The following is an 18,319-nucleotide window of genomic DNA, read 5'->3' on the forward strand; positions in this document are numbered from 1 at the left end:
GTTGTTATTCTTTTTCAAAAGAATTAAAAAGCGAATTGACTTCGCAAATGTTTAATTTTAAGTTCTACAACTTAAAACTACCTTACACTTGTAATCAAAATCTTGTTCAGTTTTCAAAGATCTACTCTGACGCAACGTCGTCTCATTGTACCTCAACGCCGCATGTAATAATATACCATGTGGTTAATTTATTGTCAATAGAAAAGTTTGACTAATTTTAACCAAATTGATATGCCGCACTTGACGACAACTAATACTATACTATCTATCACAGTTAACGTCAATACTTTTTTTAAATAAACCCAAATTAATTTAAATAAGAAAAAATTAAATTCAAAAATCCTCATTTTATTGATACACTTAAATAGTTAATGACTTATATAAAAAGAGGAAAAACATGGATTTTTTTAAATTTTTAATTGACTTTATATTACACATTGATCATCACTTAATCACGATCGTAAACATGTTTGGCAATTGGACATACTTAATCTTATTTGCAATCATATTTATTGAAACTGGAGCGGTCATTTTACCTTTCCTTCCTGGAGATTCACTTTTATTTGCAGCCGCTGCCCTATCTGCTAACTCCAATTATCATCTTAGTATCTGGATATTCATCATTATCTTCTTCTTAGCATCTGCCGGTGGAGACTCCCTTAACTTCTTTATTGGAAGAAAAGTTGGAAACGCACTAACTGAACACCACTTTTTTGGTAAATTTATCAAGGAAGAAGATCTAACTCGTGCACGTGAATTCTTCGATAAATACGGTGCAATTGCCATCTTTTTGGCTAGATTCATGCCAATTATCAGAACCTTTGCCCCATTTGTGGCCGCTGGCACAGATTTCAGCTATAAAAAATTCCTTAAATACAACCTCATTGCTTGTATCAGTTGGGTACTGATTTGTTGTGGAGCTGGGTATTTCTTCGGAAATATTCCGTTCGTTCAAGAACACTTTTCACTAGTAATCATTTTGATTATCGTAATTTCACTAATTCCAGCTTTAATTGGATATCTAAAAAGCAAGATTTCTACATCGAAATAGGTTTCAAACAAAAAGAGCCTGTCTATTAGATCTTAATCTTCTAGACAGACTCTTTTTTTAGTTGTCTTTTACCAATCCAAATTATCAAAGATAATCCCAAAAGAATAATTAAAAAAAACAACAAAAAGCACATTAAAAAATACTGATTCGGCAATACGTTAATGATTGGATCTTTCTTTGACGTAAAAACCCAATCCTGATTTCTAAAAAGAACATCATGGAAATAAATAAAAACATCTTGAAAATCCAAAACACAAAAGACTCCAAAAAAAATTATAAATAAAATCGTCATCTCTGAAAGCAACTGAAACTTCCATAACTTCTTAAAGTAAAGGAAACGAATCATAATGACAAGTAAAACCATGGATACAATTAACAATACCAAATTATTAGTTAATACCAACGCTCTTACATTGTTAAAATGTACCATTCCATTTGCCGAAATTGGAAACTGGTCCAAGCTTAATTTAGGCGCAAATGGATTCTGAATGAAACCAATCATTTTATAAAAATTACTCATTAATAATCCACTTGAAACATGAAATTGATTAGTTAAATTCAACACGGAAAATGCAACATAATAAAGCCAACTAGCATTGATAACAAAAAAAAACGGCAAATGTTATTAAAAAAAGTAGTATTAAAACAAATACTACTAAATCTTTCAAACTATAAAGTATTCCATTCATCTAAGCTATTTACCTCATAAGTAGGTTGAACTTCTTTCTTTTTTACCTGTTCTCTGGTAGACACACCAGTATAAGTCAGCAAAGTATCTACTCCATCGTTAATGCCGGCCATAATATCAGTGTCATAATTATCGCCTACCATGATTACGTCTGCTTTGCTTAAATTCAATTGATCTAAAGCTTTTCTAACAATTAAGGTCTTTGGTTTGCCAATCATCACCGGCTCAACCCCTGAAGCATACCGAACTGAGTCGATAATTGAACCAGCACTTGGCAGCATCCCATATTCGCTTGGAATCCTTGCATCTGGATTAGTTCCAATAAATTTAGCACCATGGGCAATCCCCAGCACTGCTCGTGCTAATTTTTCATACGTCAAGTCACGATCAAGACCAACCACTACATACTCTGGATTATCTGTAAAAATATTGAAACCCATTTTCTCCATGGATTCCTTTAATCCATTTTCTCCAATAACGTATGCCGTTCTGGCTTTATCATCATGCGACTTCGCATCCTCACTAACAAAAGCAGCTGTAGCCATCCCAGAAGTATAAACGTTGTCATTTGTAACATGAATATCGTGATTAAGTGCCAAATTATGGACCACCTCACTTGGAGTCTTGGTTGAATTATTCGTAACAAATAAAAAAGGAATGTGATTTTTCTGAAGTCTCTCAATAAAACGCTTAGCCGCTGGGATTCGCTTCTTCCCTTGATAAACGGTTCCATCCAAATCAATTAAATATCCCTTGTAACTCTTCATCACGATTTCACCTATTTCTGTCTAATGGTAAAGCCACGCTTGCCATCTCTAAAATGTTTTGATTTAAAATTATTATTTGACGTCTGATTAGCATTATGCTTGCTTGCAGTTCCTGCTTTTCTATTTTTTCCACCAGTACGTTGTCTTTTTCTACTAGTTTTATGGCTTTGATTCTTTTCCTTTTCGGCTTCCAAATTGTGTAAGACAAAGTAATTAGAACCAAAATTGGCATCCTCAATAATATAATCTGGAATTGCCGCATGACGTAAGCCTTTACTAACATTTCTAAAGTCAGCATAAAAACCTTTTAGCCGTAACTGATTATATCCCCAGTCACCAACAATGTAATCAAAACGTGTCAAAATGGGATTAAATTTATTGGCAAATTCACCTAAATCAAAAGCATTTCTAATATTAGCTTCAAGAACGTACACGTGGCCATTAATGCTTAAAGTTGTTTCATCAACCTGCTTAATAGTAGCCAAGGAATCTCTCTCATCATTCCTTGTTTCAATCAAACTCTCAATTTCGTTGTGATCCATTTTACTTCCCCTCGATCGGAAACTTCTTTGCTAGATAATCACCAAAAACATCCCGCAAAGTTTCACCATAAAAAATGTTATTTTTACCCACAATGCTAATCGCCGGGAAAAACGGAATAAAACTATAATGATCAATCAAAGCAATCGTGTATTTTTTATTGGGTTCTACTAGTTGATCATGATAGAATAACTGCTTTTTATTAGTGTCGTATCGAATCCCATCATAAATGAGTCTTCCAAAATATTTTCCCCGAAAACCCATTCCTTTTTGCTCAAAACGAACTAAAAAGTCCTTGTTCTTTTCCATTTCCATAATCATTTCCCACAAGTTATAACCATAAAATTGACTTTTCATAACGTGAATTGAATGTGGTAATAATTTATGGAGTTCGTTTTTGTCAACAATTCCCTTTTTTAAATCACCTAAAAACAAACCCGTGTTCAAAACGGCAGCAGTCGTCCCAGCTTTAGCTTCAATGGCCTTTAGTCCCAAGTCAACCAGTTCATTATCATCAGTTAGTGACGTTGTCATTGTATGAGGAATGTCAGCAACCTTACTACTTGCTAAAATTCTCTCACCGCGATCTTCAAGACGCTCAATCTCCTTTGCATCTTGCACATCGGTTTCCATTTCAGACGTTTTATATACACGTGCCTTAACGTTCTCTACTCTTTTTTCAGCGTTAACGTCAAAAGTAATTTCACCGACGTAGTGGCCCCATTTCTCAGCCGCAGTTAACATGGTTTGATTAACCATTTCACCATGAACTAACAAATGATGAGTGTGACCCCCAACGATAATATTGATGTCAGGAAATGCTTTCGCAATTCTTCGATCATTGCTAATCCCTAAGTGAGAAAGCAAAATCAGAACGTCATATTGCCCCTTCCAATCATTCAAACAACGCTCAATGGTACTTTTAATTGGAAGTGAATTCCAATCCATGTATTGGTACGTGGGATAAGGCGCCGTTAAGCCCATAAAACGGACCCGAACATCATTTTTTAGCTTAAAATCACGATACGGGATCGCCCATTTTGGAAGTTGACCAGTTCTTTCATCAATCACATTATCCAAAACAACGGGAAAATTAGCATCATCATAAAGATGCGCCAGTTCGTCATGTGACATTGTTAGTGCTTCATTATTTCCAATTGTTGCAGCATCATAACCAACTGAATTCATCAATTCAATATTGGCCTTACCAGAAGTAGCATCAGTCAGCGCGTTTGATCGGTCAATGGCGTCACCGTCATCAACTTTAAACACTCGATAACCCTGCTTTTCCAATTGTTTTGTTCTTAGTTTCATAAATCTTCTGATCTTGGGCCAATTTTCAAAATGAGAATGAAGATCATTGGTATGCAGAATTGCTACTTTATCATCCATAAAATTACTTCCTCAAAATGTTTTCTGTAACTATCGCTGATTCCTATTTTAACATCCATCAATAACTATAATCAAAAAGTCGATGACTTTAATCATCGACTTCTTTGTTTTCTCTTCTTTTATCATTTAAAACTTTAAATCCATATAGAACAAGAAGCCAAACAACCGATCCAATTAATGCGATCAATGTTTGCATTTTGAAAATTAAAACAAAAGCAACGAAGACCATAAATCCAACAACGAAAAAGTCAGAATATGGGAAAAATGGCATCTTGAAGGTAAGTTTGTTTGTCTGTTCTTGGTTAAGTGACTTGCGATATTCATAGTGTGTAATAACAATTAAAGACCAAACAAACAAGAAACAAGTGGTAGCGATACTTGAAACTAATTCAAAAACACCGTCTGGCATCAAAATGTTTAACAACACTGAAATAGCAATCACAATCGTTGAAAACAAAATTGCATTTGCAGGAATGTGCCTTTTTGAAAGCGTTCCAAGCTTCTTTGCAAATTTATTTTGGCTCTTGTCGGTTAGAGAAAATAACATTCTACCGGTAGTAAAAATAGCACTATTACAAGAAGAGGCTGCAGCGGTCAAGACCACGAAATTAATAATAGCAGCTGCTGACTTAACTCCAATGTTTGAAAACACTTGGACAAAAGGACTCGAATTTGCTGAAATGTACTGCCAAGGAAAAATACACATTAGAGCCAATAACGAACCAACATAAAAAATAATGATTCTAGTTGGGACTTCATTAATACATTTAGGAATGATTCTCTGAGGATCTTGGGTCTCTGAAGCAGTCATCCCAATCATTTCAATTCCTGCAAAACTAAAAAGAACCATTTGAAAAGAAAGGACAAATCCAGATGCACCATGGGCAAAAAAGCCATCAGAATACAAATTAGACACCTGTGCATAACCAACACTTGTCTTGTAATGCATCAAAACCAAAACAATTCCAATAATGATTAACGCCACAATGGCCACCACTTTAATCAATGCAAACCAGAATTCGGTTTCACCAAAAGCAGACACGGTGATTGAGTTCAACAAGAATAAAATCAAAATTAAGAAGGCAGCAGTTACCCACTGTGGCAGGTCAGGAAACCAAAACTTCATGTATAGACCAGCAGCGGTTACTTCTGCCATTGCAATGGCAATCCAGCAAAACCAGTAGGTCCAGCCTGCCACAAAACCAGTTCTTTCTCCTAGGTACTTATTAATAAATTCAATGAACGAAACACTATTCGTATTTGAAAGTAGTAATTCACCAAGTGCTCTCATTAAGAAAAAGCAAGCAACTCCAGCAATTATATATGCAATGATAATGGATGGACCAGCCAAATGAATTGATTGACCAGCTCCTAAAAACAATCCGGTTCCAATGGTCCCGCCTAGTGCCATTAATTGAACGTGACGACTTTTAAGTCCACGTGACATTTGGTTTTCATTATTTGTATTTTTTTCCAACAAAAACATCCTTTCTTTACGTATGCCTACATTATACACGGATACGTGAAGCTGTTTGCTACTTTTTATGGAAATTATACAGATATTTTGTAAGAAAAACTACCAAAATTTCAAAAAAGGTTAAATCAATGACATAAAAAAGAAATCTTGGATTTACCAAGATTTCTTTTAGGTTATTTACTTGCTTTCTTTTCCTTTTCAAGTCGCTGAACATCAAGGGCAATCATCAATTCTTCGTTGGTTGGTACCAAAAGGGTTTTAATCTTTGAGCCATCAGCACTCAAATCTCTAACCACCCCACGCACATTGTTCTTTTCTTTATCAACGCCAATTCCGAAATATGACAATTGATCAGTAACTTCTTGTCTAACGGTAATACTATTTTCACCAACTCCAGCAGTGAACACAATTGCATCAGCACCACCAAGTTCAGCTAGGTAGGATCCAATGTATCTAACAATTCGATTAACATAGATTTGACGGGCAATTCTAGCACGATGATTAGTCTTTTGAGCAGCCTCAACCTCACGCATATCAGCAGAGACACCCGAAATACCAAGTAATCCAGACTTAGTGTTTAAGACTTTAATCATATCGTTGATATCTGTCATTCCTTCTTTTTCCATAACGTAGGCCAAAAGAGAAGGATCAACATCACCTGAACGCGTAGCCATGGTTAAACCAGTAACTGGGGTAAATCCCATCGATGTATCATAGGACTTACCGTTCTTAACGGCACAAATTGAAGCCCCCGCACCTAAATGCATGATAATCATCTTTAAATCTTCTACGGGTTTATCCATTAACTCAGCTGCTCTTTGAGAGACATAGCGATAACTAATCCCGTGGAATCCATATTTACGAGCCGTATATTTTTCGTAGTACTCATAAGGAAGACTGTACAGATAATTTTTCTCGGGGATGGTTTGATGAAATGATGTATCAAAGACGGCAACGCTAGTCACGTTTGGAAGCACCTTTTCAAATGCCTTAATTCCTAGAACGTTGGCTGGCTCATGCAGGGGTGCCAATTCATCCAAACTTTCGATCTTTTTGAGAACTTCAGGAGTAATGATTACCGATTGATCGAAATATTCTCCCCCGGCAACGACTCGATGTCCAACTCCGGTAATTTCGTTATAGTCGTTGATAATATCAAGATCGAGTAATTGATCTAACAAAATTTGGATTGCTTGTTCATGATCCTTAACATCTAATGTTTCCTCAAATTTCTTCCCATCATCATATTTAATTTCAACATGTGATTTTGGTAAGCCAATCCTTTCAATTAAACCTTCTCCAAGAACTTCTTCTTCTGGCATTTTAAACAACTTAAACTTTAAAGTCGAACTACCAGCATTAATTGCAATAATCTTACCCATGAGTAATCTCCTTAATTTCAACTATTTCTTCAATAAATCGTTTTCTTCCCAATCAACAATCTCCGCCATGAACTTTTGAAAGGCAGTCGTATCCTTAAACGAAGGAAACTCTCCTAACATCACTTTTTGAACTTGGTGACTATCTCCACCACGATTCTGCAAAATTAAAATGGCTTTTTGAGCACTTTTATCCCCAAACAACTCTTGGGGTAAATTCAGTACTCCCTGTAAATAAACCGAATCTTGAAACCACTTCAAAAGTCCCTTTGCTTCACTCGTTTCAAAAAGATTGCTTGGAACTAGGAACACTCCAAATCCAGCAGGCTTTAAGTAATTCATTGACTGCTCAATCAATAAATGATGAACATATGAATGACCAGATTGTGACCGCGTCGCATAACCTTTTGTCTTTTCATCAATTGGATAATAACCAACTGGGAGATCAGAGACAACTAAATCAACCTTAGGAACCAACAGATGTTCAATACTATCCTGCTGAATTAGTTCAACATCCAAATCTTGCATTTCAGAACTAATACTAGCAATTGAAATCATTGAATCATCATTATCGATTCCATATCCCTTAACAGTATCATGAAGTGAATCGTGTAGCTGATTCATGACCGCTGTAAGTAAATTCCCAGTTCCAACTGCTGGATCAAGGATGCTCACGCTAGACTTGTGTTCATAAATCCGCGTAACTATGTATCCCATGATGTAAGCGATTGTATCAGGAGTTATTTGATGATTTGCCTGAATCTTATCTTCTTTAGTAGCTTTGATCATAACCATTTGAATAGCACGTCTAATCGATTCATTATCCATCTTTTTATAGTCAACCGTTTGATACAACTTAGTCAGTTCATCAACAACGTTGGATTTCGGAATACCATCCTCGACCCGAACGGTATTGTTATCAATCATATTATCGGCGGTTTCGATGAAAGCGTCTAGATACGAAGTACCTAACGCCTGACTCAAGACTTTACTGGATTGATCAAAAACTTGAAACAATGATATTGATTCTTTCTCAGACAGAATATCAACCCCTCTTCTTAAATATCTAGGGTTAATATTACCAGAATTCACGCATATTATTCAAGATTTCTCATTTATCTATTAGAATTATTCAATTCTTTCGTTAGTCTTTGATATTTTGCGGTTCGAATATGATTATTTTGAATTTGAAAATTAATCTTTTGGTAACGATAAACAACTATTCCAGACAAAAAAGTTAAAAACAAAATTGCAACTAACGTTAAACTCCCGCTTCTCTTACAGGTGACTTTTGGCTTCATAATTGACCCCATTAATTCTAATTTGACTAGTTAATATATGATGATGTAATGACCAAGATGCCTTACTAACGTTTAATATGATTGGAATATGTCCACCATTTACTCCACGCAATCGAACCATGTCATGATAATGTTCCATTATATATTCCTTATTTTCCTTCTTACTCTTTAATTTAATGGCATCTTTAGTGACTTTAATCATCTTAAACTGATAATCAGGTGACTCAATCACATCAAGATAACGATAAAAGGTTCCCTGATTATCACTCCACTTTTCCTTTTGAATTAATTGACTAGTAATCATAATCAAGCTAAACGCTAACGAGACCAACAAAAGTGAACAAATGGACTCAATCAACGAAAAACCGGCTCGATCATTTATATTTTTTAAGTAATTCACGTTCATAGTTCATCCTAACCTGATGTGTTTCATACTGACTTTTTCTTAAGCAATGATATTCAAAATCATTAACGTTTAAATAAAAGATCACACCACTACAAATCAGAATTAGACCAACTAAAGAGTCAATCAACGTAAATCCAAGTCTAATTTTATTTAATAGTCTCAAGATGATATGCACCCCATCCAAGTTGAATTTTTTGTAAAATCGTTTTCTTTTGGTTTTGCGAATACCATCGAATTGTTTGAGGTTTAACGTATCCATCACTTTTGATCTCAATATCATGATAACTTTTAACGCTTAATCCCTTTGGCATCCTAATTATCTTATCTTTTTGTTTCGATTTGCCGCACTTAGCAAACACCACTTCATCATCTGGATAAAACAATACGTCCGTTGAATGATGACTATTCTGTGACTCTAGTAACGCGTCGTTCCACCCTGAGTCTAAAGTTTGAAAAAAGCGTTCCTCTTTACCCTCAAAAAATCCCAAATAGTTTCCGGCAACCAAGGTGATCCCTAAAATAAGGGATGTTAAAAACAAAACGAGGAGACTTTCCACTAACGTAAAACCCACTTGATTATCTTTGAACAGCATGATTTTTTACTACGACCACTCTTTCCACTTGAGCTTGTTTAGCCTGCTTACTCGTTAAATAATGGCTTCTAACTAACTTGTTAATGGTTACATTTCCGTCATGCTTTTCGTCTTCATAAGCATCGATTTGAGTTTGAATAACCGACACCATCGCCGATCCATGAATTTTTTTGGCGTGATCCTTTTGATTGCTTAAGTTCGGAATAATAATTAGAACCAGTAGCGAGATAATGAATAAGACAATTGTCATTTCAATTAGTGTGAATCCTTTTCTCTTCATTAGTAAATTCCTTTCATTGAGTTATACATTGGCAGTAACATCTGCAAGTAAGCACCCACAATTAGGATGCCGATCACCGCAAATGAAATCGGCTGGATTAACTTAATCAGTAAATTCGACTTTTTGATCATGTCTTTAAAGCTGAGCTGACTTAAAGCTTTTAAATTTTGGGCTAATTCAGACTGAGTACTTCCATTTGATAGAAACACAATCATTTCCTCAGAAACAAAGGAATAATGAGCTAAACTTGCTCCAAAACTAAGTCCATTGTTAAAACCATCTTGCATGGTCTTCCCAACATCATATAGAAGACTCTGATGATCAAATTTTAATAAACTAAAAACAACTTGTTTTAAGTCCAATCCTCCTTTGATCATTAGCGCAAAGTTGGAGGTCACAAAATATTGGTAATATGACTTAAACAATGAACCAAGTAATGGGATCTTTACCAACAAATTAATTCGATCAATACACTTTTTATTTTTAAAACTTTGATAACCAAAAATTCCCGCCACAAGCGCCATGAATATTAATCCATAAATGACATATTGAATAAAATGACTTCCATTAGAAGCTGATTTACCGGTTAAATCAGCAGTTTGGGGCATGATCACAAACCTAACTGCAAAAATAATACTAAACAAGACCACAAACAAAAATGCTGGATAAATTACAACTCCCTTAATCTTTTCATTTTGAGCAATTCTTAACTTTAAGAACTCCCCGACCTCTTTCATCTCATTAATCAAATCTCCATGTTTATCGGCAATTTCTAATTGGTAATAAATTGATTCACTCAAAAAGAATCTCATCGATTCTGGCAGCGAATTCCCGTCCTCCAAACTTTGCATGATCCTAGTAACTATTTTCTGATTTTTTGTTGACACCACTTTAATAAACTTCAAGCTTTGTCGGATAGAAAATCCCATCGATAAAAGGTCTCCCAAGGTTGAGAACAAGAATGACTGTTGTTTAAGGGAAACACATTTACCCGTAATAGTATTCATCTTTAACTTTTTCACTAATTATTCCTTTCCTCGAAAGCTCATCAATTCGATTCTTCCAATCATTCATATCGTCTTTTAATAGCGCATGATCACCAAATTTATCTTTAATAGTCATAAGAGTCTTAGTCTTCTTTGAAACGGTTGGTATTAATCGTTGATACACCACTAAATTCAAAGCTGATTTGATTCTTTCATAATCAACCCCGAGCTCTAGCAATCTTTGAATTGTTCCTTCAGGAGACCTTGCATGAACTGTGCTTAGCACTAAATGTCCCGATAGAGCCGCCGAGATTGCCACTTCGGCCGTTTGATGATCACGAATCTCACCAATTATAAAAACATCAGGACGTTGTCTTAATCCCACTTTAAGTAAATCAGCGTAAGTCATTTGGGCCCGATCATTAACCTCAAGTTGTAAAAAATTTTCTTCATAAATTTCAACTGGATCTTCAATTGTCATCACGATCTGATTTTTACTAATGCTTCTAACGATTCGATAAATCGTGGTCGTCTTACCAGAACCAGTAGGACCAGCAAACAAAAGTAAACCACGTTTTTTACAAGAGGACTCGATCTTTTGAATTTGATCAGCATAAAAAAAGCCACTATCGACATGATTACTGTCATAGATAATCCTAATTACCATTGATTCATCTTGACTGAAATTACCCACCGATGACAATCGTAAACGTAATTTTTGACCTTTGATTACATAGTCCATCGATCCTAATTGGGGCCTGCGATTATCCGTAACCGACATCCCACTTTGATATTTACAATATGAAATGACTTTTTTAGCCATGTCTTTGCTCAAATCCGTAATTTGAATCGTCCGAACGGCCGTATGAACCTTGATACAATAGTCTTTTTCCTTAGGTAAAATAAAAACATCCGAAGCTTGTCGTTGAACTGCAAATTCCATAATATTGTTCAACCATTGTGTCACTTTCACTTTAATCACATCCTTCATAACTAAATACGAAAAAAAGATGCAATCTAATTAAAGATTGCATCTTTTATAAACTAATTTAATTATTTAGCTTGATTAGGTAATACAGCAGCTTCATAAACATCTTGAACATCATCGTTATCTTCTAATTCATCAATTAGACCACTGTACTGTTCAACTTTATCTGAAGGAACTTCTGTCGTATTCTGTGGAATCAACTTAACTTCGGCATCCAATTTGTATCCTGCATCCTGTAATGCATCACGAACACTAGCCATGCTAGCAGGATCAGTAAGAATTTGATACTCATCATCCGTTGATTTCATATCATCAGCACCAGCATCCAACGCTGCCATCAACATACTATCCTCGTCGTCATCAGTATCTGACTTTGAAATCGTAATAAGACCCTTTCGGTCAAACATATATGAGACCGATCCGTCAGTTCCAAGGGAACCACCATGGTGAGTGAAGGCTGAACGAATAGCAGCAGCGGTTCGGTTTTTATTATCGGTTAAAGCAGAAACCATAACGGCAGTCCCACCAGGTCCATAACCTTCATATGTTACTTCTTCAAATTTAGCTCCACCAACTCCTGAAGCCTTGTCAATTGCTCGTTGAACGTTATCTTTTGGCATGTTTGCTTCACGAGCTTTTTCCATTTCTAGTCTTAATTGAGGATTTCCTTCGGGATCACTTCCACCAGCTTTTGCAGCTTGATATAAGTTACGTGAGATCTTCTGGAAAATCTTTCCACGCTTAGCATCTTGGGCGTTCTTTCGTCCTTGAATGTTATGCCACTTTGAATGTCCTGACATGATCACAACTCCTCTCTCTTTAAACATATTAACTCTACAATTATATCAATTAGTGGCCCTAGTATCAAGCACAGTTCTATTTGGTCGATTCACGCTTCTTTAATCCAAAGGGTAAAAAGACCTTGTTTTCATCAATTTCTTCATTATTCATCAACTTGGTTAAGAGTCGCATGGCAACAGCTCCAACATCATAAAGCGGCTGAGTAATAGTTGACATAGTTGGTCTAGTCATCTCAGTCAGTTTAGTATCATTACTAGTGGCCAGTTCAAATTCCCCGGGAACACTGACACCGTCATCGGTCATTGAGTTCATCACCCCAGCAGCCATATCATCATCGGTAACAATTGCCGCAGTTACTTCATTCTTTTTTAGTTGCTCTCTTAAAGCATATCCACCAGAATAGCTTACATCGGTCTCAAATAATAATGCTTTCTCAAACGGAATTCCAGCATCTGAAAGCGCGTCTTTATACCCTTTTAACCTGAAATCTTTATTAATCGATCGGTTTAAGGGTCCGGAGATAAAAGCAATACGATCGTTTCCGTTACTAATCAAATGGGTAACCTCGGAATACACGGCTTGGCGATAATCAATGTTCACACTAGGAATCTTACCACTAGCATCAACTGAACCTGCCAAAACAACTGGGGCGTGTGACTTTTTAAATTCAGTCCGAAGTTCATCAGAAATTTCATTTCCCATAAATACAATTCCATCAACTTGCTTGGCTTGCAATGTATTCATTGAAGTGAGTTCACGCTGATTGTTCCCATCCGAATTAGTCAAGATAATATTGTACTTATACATCGTTGCTATATCGTCAATCCCGCGTGCAAGCGAAGCAAAATAGGTATTGGTAACGTTGGGGATAATAACTCCAACCGTCGTTGACTTTTTACTTGCTAGTCCCCTAGCAACTGCGTTAGGTCGATAGTCAAGTTTATCAATGACACTCAAAACCTTTTGTTTGGTAGCATCTTTCACATTCTGATTCCCATTTACTACCCTTGAGACAGTTGCCATTGAAACATTGGCTTCACGAGCTACATCATAAATTGTCACATTTTGTTTTTTCAAATTTGGTTTCTCCTATTATGTACTACTAGACCATTAATTATTATAAATATATCAAAGTAAAAGAACTCATTCAAGTGAAATCGGTTACATTTTGAGGCAAAAAAAACCGGACTACCGTCCGATTTGGGTAAATAAATTACTTTTCGTGATGTTCGTGAATTGGATAAATTGTTTCTGCTCGATCTTGATCACTAAAGGCATCATCAGGATCAATCACAATGTCATCAGATTCTTTTTCTTTAGCAAGATCATCTAATTCATTTCTAGGAGCAGGATGTTCCTCAACGTTCGCCCTTAATGAATTAACAGCCTCTTGCAAATCAGATAACTTATCCCCCAGTGATTCATTTACTTTTTGCACTGAGTCTTTAGCATCATCCATCTTATCTGAAGCAAGATCCTTAAGGTCTTCAGCAGTGTCATTTGCGTAATAAACGTAATCTAGTGCACGATCTTTAACATCTTCAGTGGTATCAAGAAGAAAGTCTTTGATCTCACGCTTTCTCGATTCATCTAATAGTTTGTATGCTACAAATGCAGCAGTTCCGCCGATTACTGATCCTAAAAGCATTCCCTTTTTAAAATTCATAACCAATCCACCCCTTAATTTGTTCCTTCAGAATTTTTGTCGCGTTTGGAGAATAATCTACCAATCATTTTACCAGCAAAAGTCAAAGCCGAAGTCTTGGCTAACAAACCACTCTTTGATCTAACTTTTTCAGTTGCAGTTCTGGTTGCTTCATTTAAGTCTGAAACACTAACACCTAAATCAGCAGCCGCCTGAAAAACTGGGTCGACTTGATCCAACTTTGAGTTAACGTTATTTAACAATGTATTTGAAATCACCATAATCTGCTCACACTCTTTGCTAATATGATTTGCATCATTAGTAAGACTATCAACATTTTCACTTAAGTCTTTAACCGTTTTTGATAAACGGACCAAAAACAAGCATAAAAATACAACTAATACTAAAAAAGCAATTGCAGCAATTAGCGCTGCTAACTCACCAATCCCCATTTAATTATCCTCCTAATGGCTTCTTCTCCATTTAGAATAGCATTATCTAACCCATATGACAATTTAAAAAGCTTAATTTTATTTGGGTCTCGTCTCTGTTAAAATGTTGATAATCGAAAAATTAGGAGTGGAGGACATTATGAACATATTTATCCAATTAGTGGCTAATGGAGCTAACGCTTCATCGGCCCTTAAATCCGGATCCGTTAAAAACGTAGCAAATCCATCGTTTTTAACTAAGTATTTTAGAAGTTTTGACTGGGCTAAAATATTCTCTAATCTTACTACCAAGATTATCAGCATTATCTTAGTTTCAATTTTATTCTTAATTATAATAAGAGTTGGAAGAAGATTTATTAAACACTATTTTAACAAACGTCAAAATGATATCTCGCAAAAACAGGATAAATTGCCAAAAATAACCGGAACGTCAGAACCCATTGCTGCCAGACGAAATAAAACGATGTACACCCTTACCACCAACATTTACTACTACACCGTCGTTTTCTTCTGGTTATATTCCCTATTGTCAATGATTGGAATCCCAGTTGGAACGTTACTCGCAGGAGCCGGAATCTTCAGTTTAGCAATTGGACTTGGAGCACAAGGATTCGTCAGTGATATTGTTAGTGGCTTTTTTATCCTAGCTGAACATCAAATCGACGTGGGGGAACGCGTTATTATTAACAATATTGAGGGGTACGTTAAAGCCGTTGGGCTTCGCACGACTCAAATCACAAGTATCAATGGAACTTTAAATTTCATCCCTAATCGTAGTATCACCACCGTTTCCAACCTTTCCCGTGGAGAAATGATGACCATCATCAATATTCGAATTACTCCTGAAACCCCAATCCACAAGGTCGAAGATATCATTGCTAAAGTTAACGAAGAAAAGTGTCCCAATGACCCTGACATTGTTGGTAAACCAGTCATCTTCGGGACTAACTTCTTACAAGATGGCTCGCTTGCAATCTCCGTTTTCTTACACACTAAGAATGAACGTGAATTCGACGTTAACGCTGAATATCTAGGAGCATACCTGACTGCTATTAATAAGGCCGGAATTAATCTTCCACTTTCACCTTTAGTGGTGCCAGAACCACCACAAAGCACAAACTAAAAAAGAGCCTATCACTAATCGTGATAGGCTCTTTTTTACCACCAATCTTCAATTACACTAGTTAACTTACGCAAAGCATTGCCACGAGCGCTGTAGTGATTCTTTTGGGCGTCCGTTAACTCCGCCAAAGTTTTACCAACGTCAGGAAGATAAAAGAGAGGATCATAACCAAATCCATTTGTCCCTTTTGGAGTTTCTACAATCTGACCGTTAACTCTTCCCACAACCACTAGTTGTTTACCACCCGGTCTTCTCACAATCAGTGTTGTATTAAAATGGGCGGAACGATCCTTTTGACCCGCCATGTTCTTTAACAATTTAGCTTTATTAGCCTCATCATTATGATCGCCAGCATAACGCGCTGAGTGAACTCCGGGCGCTCCACCTAAAGCATTAACCACCAAACCTGAATCATCAGCTAACACCGGCAAATTTAAGTAGTCAGAGACGACCCTGGCTTTAATACTTGCATTCTCTTCAAAGGTTGAACCATTCTCATCAATCGGTGGAACATCTTCAAAATCATTAATTGACTTCACGGTTAAGCCTAATTTTGAAAGCATCTCCGAAAACTCATTGATTTTACCAGGATTTTTTGAGGCAAGAACAATTTGATTATTTTTCATCAGTATTTCTCCAATTGTTTAACAGGAATCAACTTAGCATCAATATCAGTATGCAACCAGTTTTTACCCACTTTATCAAATCTTTCAACATCGGCAGTGGTGTAAAAACGATCACTAGGCGATTTCACGTTTGCTAGTTCACCCTTTTGCTTTAATTCATTTTTAACAGCATTAACCGTTTCGTATCCAGGATTAACCAAAGTAACATCGGGGCCCATTACATCCGCAATTAAACTCGCAATAATTGGAAAATGAGTACAACCTAATACTAATGTATCAATCCCACTATCCTTAAACGATTTCAAACCTTCAATAATCGTCTTTTTAGCGGTCGAACTTTGATAATCACCACTTTCAACAAGCGGAATAAAATCCGGACACGCCACTTCTTTCACAGTGATATTAGGATCAATGCCTTTAATTGTATCTTGATAAGAGTGACTAGCAACTGTACCCTTGGTCGCAATCACACCAATTTTTTGATTTTTAGTTTTCTTAACTGCAGCTAAGCTTCCCGGTTCAATAACTCCAATCACGGGAATTGGAAGGATCTTTCTTAAATACGAAAGAGCTGCTGCCGTGGCAGTATTACAAGCAATCACCATCATCTTAGCGCCTTGATCAACAAAAAAACTCCCGATCTCAGCTGAGTACTTGCGAACCTCATCTGCGGTTTTTTCGCCGTAAGGAAGTCGTGCTTCGTCTCCAAGATAAATCATGTTTTCATGTGGTAATTTTGAAAGTGCCACTTTTGCAACTGTCATTCCACCAATTCCAGAATCCATATAAGCTACTGGTGATGATTTCATATTATCCCTCCTATTAACTTCAAATCTAATTATGGCGTTTTTTTAAATTTAGTTCAAGTTGCCTTTCTCCTTTATTTCACGGTGTTCTATGATAAAATGTTATTTGTAAAGTATCTTTTTGGAAGAGGACTCTGATATGAATAAATACGAAAAGTTTCGCAAAGAACATTCTGATTCACCCTTTTGGGGAATCGAACTTTTAAGAGATAGTCTTTTACCAGATTTGTTGGATCAAGATATTCACGACATCTTATACTGGGCTGGCAAGGATCTTGCCACTAAGTTCCCACTAGCATCAAATGATGATCTTCAAGTATTCTTTAAACAAAGTCAGTTTGGTAATCTAGAACTTAAAAAGGAAAGTCTCAAAAAAATCAACTGGAAATTAGCTGGACCAGAAGTCGAAACCAGATTAAAGCTGAACAAGGATCCCGATTTTATGCTTGAAGCTGGCTTTTTAGCACAAACGAAACAGCAGATCGATCAAATCGCAACCGAATGCGAAGCAACCATTAAATTAAACAGTGTGAACTTTATAGTTGTTTCTGATCCCAATGCTCCGGTCAACAATCCTAGTGATTTTAAACCAATTATCATCGCAAAATAAAAAAGAGCCATTTGGCTCTTTTTTTATGCTGTATATGCAGACAACAATTTCTTTAACTGATCCTTTGAATGAAAGCCGACAATTTGGTCGATAACCTTGCCATCCTTAAGCACCATCAAAGTTGGAATACTCATAATCCCAAATTCACGTGAAGTGTTTGGATTATCATCAACATTCATTTTAAAGAATTTAACCTTATCTGCTACCTCAGGATCCTCAGACAAGTCTTCAACTACTGGTGATTGCATCTTACATGGACCACACCATGGTGCCCAAAAATCAACAACTGAGATCCCATCGGCAGTGTCTTCTTTAAAGTTTGCATCATTAGTTTCATTAACCATAACATTCGCCTCCTTAACTTCTTACTATGAGTAAGTATAAACACGTATTGATTCAAATGCAACT

At 36.3% G+C, this 18,319-nt stretch carries 22 protein-coding genes; 3 read left to right on the plus strand and 19 right to left on the minus strand.

The features are described from left to right. Nucleotides 1-397 precede the first annotated feature (397 nt). Entirely contained in the window at nucleotides 398-1,051 is a 654-nt protein-coding gene (locus tag AC6UD8_RS05720; protein WP_500699844.1) for a VTT domain-containing protein, read from the plus strand. Nucleotides 1,052-1,091: 40 nt separating this feature from the next. On the opposite strand, the gene AC6UD8_RS05725 is transcribed toward AC6UD8_RS05720, so the two are convergent. From AC6UD8_RS05725 to AC6UD8_RS05800, 16 genes are all read right to left on the minus strand, one after another. Beyond that, entirely contained in the window at nucleotides 1,092-1,670 is a 579-nt protein-coding gene (locus AC6UD8_RS05725) for a TIGR01906 family membrane protein (RefSeq protein WP_500699843.1), read from the minus strand. 50 nt (nucleotides 1,671-1,720) lie between these two features. Next, a complete protein-coding gene (locus AC6UD8_RS05730; RefSeq protein WP_500699842.1) occupies nucleotides 1,721-2,506 on the minus strand; it encodes a TIGR01457 family HAD-type hydrolase in 786 nt (261 codons plus the stop codon). Between the two features lie 11 nt (nucleotides 2,507-2,517). Continuing rightward, nucleotides 2,518-3,048, minus strand: coding sequence for a YutD family protein (locus AC6UD8_RS05735; RefSeq protein WP_500699841.1), 531 nt, complete (start codon nucleotides 3,046-3,048; stop codon nucleotides 2,518-2,520). Between the two features lies 1 nt (nucleotide 3,049). After that, nucleotides 3,050-4,438 (minus strand): bifunctional metallophosphatase/5'-nucleotidase, encoded by a 1,389-nt coding sequence (locus AC6UD8_RS05740; RefSeq protein ID WP_500699840.1) that lies wholly within the window; start codon nucleotides 4,436-4,438, stop codon nucleotides 3,050-3,052. 88 nt (nucleotides 4,439-4,526) lie between these two features. Beyond that, nucleotides 4,527-5,885 carry an amino acid permease gene (locus AC6UD8_RS05745; protein ID WP_500708246.1) on the minus strand — a complete coding sequence of 453 codons (1,359 nt, stop codon included), beginning with the start codon at nucleotides 5,883-5,885 and terminating at the stop codon, nucleotides 4,527-4,529. Between the two features lie 203 nt (nucleotides 5,886-6,088). Then, nucleotides 6,089-7,297 carry an acetate/propionate family kinase gene (locus AC6UD8_RS05750; protein WP_500699839.1) on the minus strand — a complete coding sequence of 403 codons (1,209 nt, stop codon included), beginning with the start codon at nucleotides 7,295-7,297 and terminating at the stop codon, nucleotides 6,089-6,091. A gap of 21 nt (nucleotides 7,298-7,318) precedes the next feature. After that, the gene (locus tag AC6UD8_RS05755; RefSeq protein WP_500699847.1) at nucleotides 7,319-8,311 is read right to left on the minus strand and encodes a class I SAM-dependent methyltransferase; all 993 of its coding nucleotides are present in this window, start codon (nucleotides 8,309-8,311) and stop codon (nucleotides 7,319-7,321) included. A gap of 261 nt (nucleotides 8,312-8,572) precedes the next feature. Continuing rightward, a complete protein-coding gene (locus tag AC6UD8_RS05760; protein WP_500696103.1) occupies nucleotides 8,573-9,001 on the minus strand; it encodes a competence type IV pilus minor pilin ComGF in 429 nt (142 codons plus the stop codon). Nucleotides 9,002-9,147: 146 nt separating this feature from the next. Continuing rightward, the gene (locus tag AC6UD8_RS05765) at nucleotides 9,148-9,594 is read right to left on the minus strand and encodes a hypothetical protein (RefSeq protein ID WP_500699838.1); all 447 of its coding nucleotides are present in this window, start codon (nucleotides 9,592-9,594) and stop codon (nucleotides 9,148-9,150) included. Continuing rightward, on the minus strand, nucleotides 9,578-9,874 hold the full coding sequence (comGC, locus tag AC6UD8_RS05770) for a competence type IV pilus major pilin ComGC (RefSeq protein ID WP_500696102.1): 297 nt from the start codon (nucleotides 9,872-9,874) through the stop codon (nucleotides 9,578-9,580). The genes AC6UD8_RS05765 and comGC overlap by 17 nt, the downstream gene beginning before the upstream one ends. Next, entirely contained in the window at nucleotides 9,874-10,896 is a 1,023-nt protein-coding gene (comGB, locus tag AC6UD8_RS05775) for a competence type IV pilus assembly protein ComGB (RefSeq protein ID WP_500723587.1), read from the minus strand. The genes comGC and comGB overlap by 1 nt, the downstream gene beginning before the upstream one ends. Then, nucleotides 10,862-11,851, minus strand: coding sequence for a competence type IV pilus ATPase ComGA (gene comGA, locus AC6UD8_RS05780; RefSeq protein ID WP_500701313.1), 990 nt, complete (start codon nucleotides 11,849-11,851; stop codon nucleotides 10,862-10,864). Before comGA ends, comGB begins: the two co-directional genes overlap by 35 nt. Nucleotides 11,852-11,913: 62 nt before the next feature. Further along, complete coding sequence (locus AC6UD8_RS05785; RefSeq protein WP_500694428.1) at nucleotides 11,914-12,648, minus strand: YebC/PmpR family DNA-binding transcriptional regulator; 735 nt, start codon at nucleotides 12,646-12,648, stop codon at nucleotides 11,914-11,916. Nucleotides 12,649-12,724: 76 nt separating this feature from the next. Next, nucleotides 12,725-13,726 (minus strand): catabolite control protein A, encoded by a 1,002-nt coding sequence (ccpA, locus tag AC6UD8_RS05790; RefSeq protein ID WP_500694406.1) that lies wholly within the window; start codon nucleotides 13,724-13,726, stop codon nucleotides 12,725-12,727. Between the two features lie 136 nt (nucleotides 13,727-13,862). After that, entirely contained in the window at nucleotides 13,863-14,315 is a 453-nt protein-coding gene (locus tag AC6UD8_RS05795) for a YtxH domain-containing protein (RefSeq protein ID WP_500699836.1), read from the minus strand. 14 nt (nucleotides 14,316-14,329) lie between these two features. Further along, a complete protein-coding gene (locus AC6UD8_RS05800) occupies nucleotides 14,330-14,746 on the minus strand; it encodes a DUF948 domain-containing protein (RefSeq protein WP_500696098.1) in 417 nt (138 codons plus the stop codon). 139 nt (nucleotides 14,747-14,885) lie between these two features. On the opposite strand from AC6UD8_RS05800, the gene AC6UD8_RS05805 reads away from it, so the two are divergent. Continuing rightward, entirely contained in the window at nucleotides 14,886-15,869 is a 984-nt protein-coding gene (locus tag AC6UD8_RS05805) for a mechanosensitive ion channel family protein (protein ID WP_500699835.1), read from the plus strand. Between the two features lie 35 nt (nucleotides 15,870-15,904). Here the strand turns inward: AC6UD8_RS05805 and AC6UD8_RS05810 are convergent, their stop codons facing one another. Continuing rightward, the gene (locus AC6UD8_RS05810) at nucleotides 15,905-16,495 is read right to left on the minus strand and encodes an XTP/dITP diphosphatase (protein ID WP_500699834.1); all 591 of its coding nucleotides are present in this window, start codon (nucleotides 16,493-16,495) and stop codon (nucleotides 15,905-15,907) included. Then, a complete protein-coding gene (gene murI, locus AC6UD8_RS05815) occupies nucleotides 16,495-17,304 on the minus strand; it encodes a glutamate racemase (protein ID WP_500699833.1) in 810 nt (269 codons plus the stop codon). The genes AC6UD8_RS05810 and murI overlap by 1 nt, the downstream gene beginning before the upstream one ends. A gap of 136 nt (nucleotides 17,305-17,440) precedes the next feature. Here murI and AC6UD8_RS05820 point away from each other — a divergent pair, with 136 nt between their 5' ends. After that, nucleotides 17,441-17,911 (plus strand): YslB family protein, encoded by a 471-nt coding sequence (locus tag AC6UD8_RS05820; protein WP_500694400.1) that lies wholly within the window; start codon nucleotides 17,441-17,443, stop codon nucleotides 17,909-17,911. A 23-nt stretch (nucleotides 17,912-17,934) separates the two neighbouring features. Here AC6UD8_RS05820 and trxA read toward each other — a convergent pair whose 3' ends face one another. Then, complete coding sequence (trxA, locus tag AC6UD8_RS05825) at nucleotides 17,935-18,255, minus strand: thioredoxin (protein WP_500694399.1); 321 nt, start codon at nucleotides 18,253-18,255, stop codon at nucleotides 17,935-17,937. Nucleotides 18,256-18,319: the final 64 nt, after the last annotated feature.

The organism is Fructilactobacillus sp. X1R3C1 (assembly GCF_059901545.1).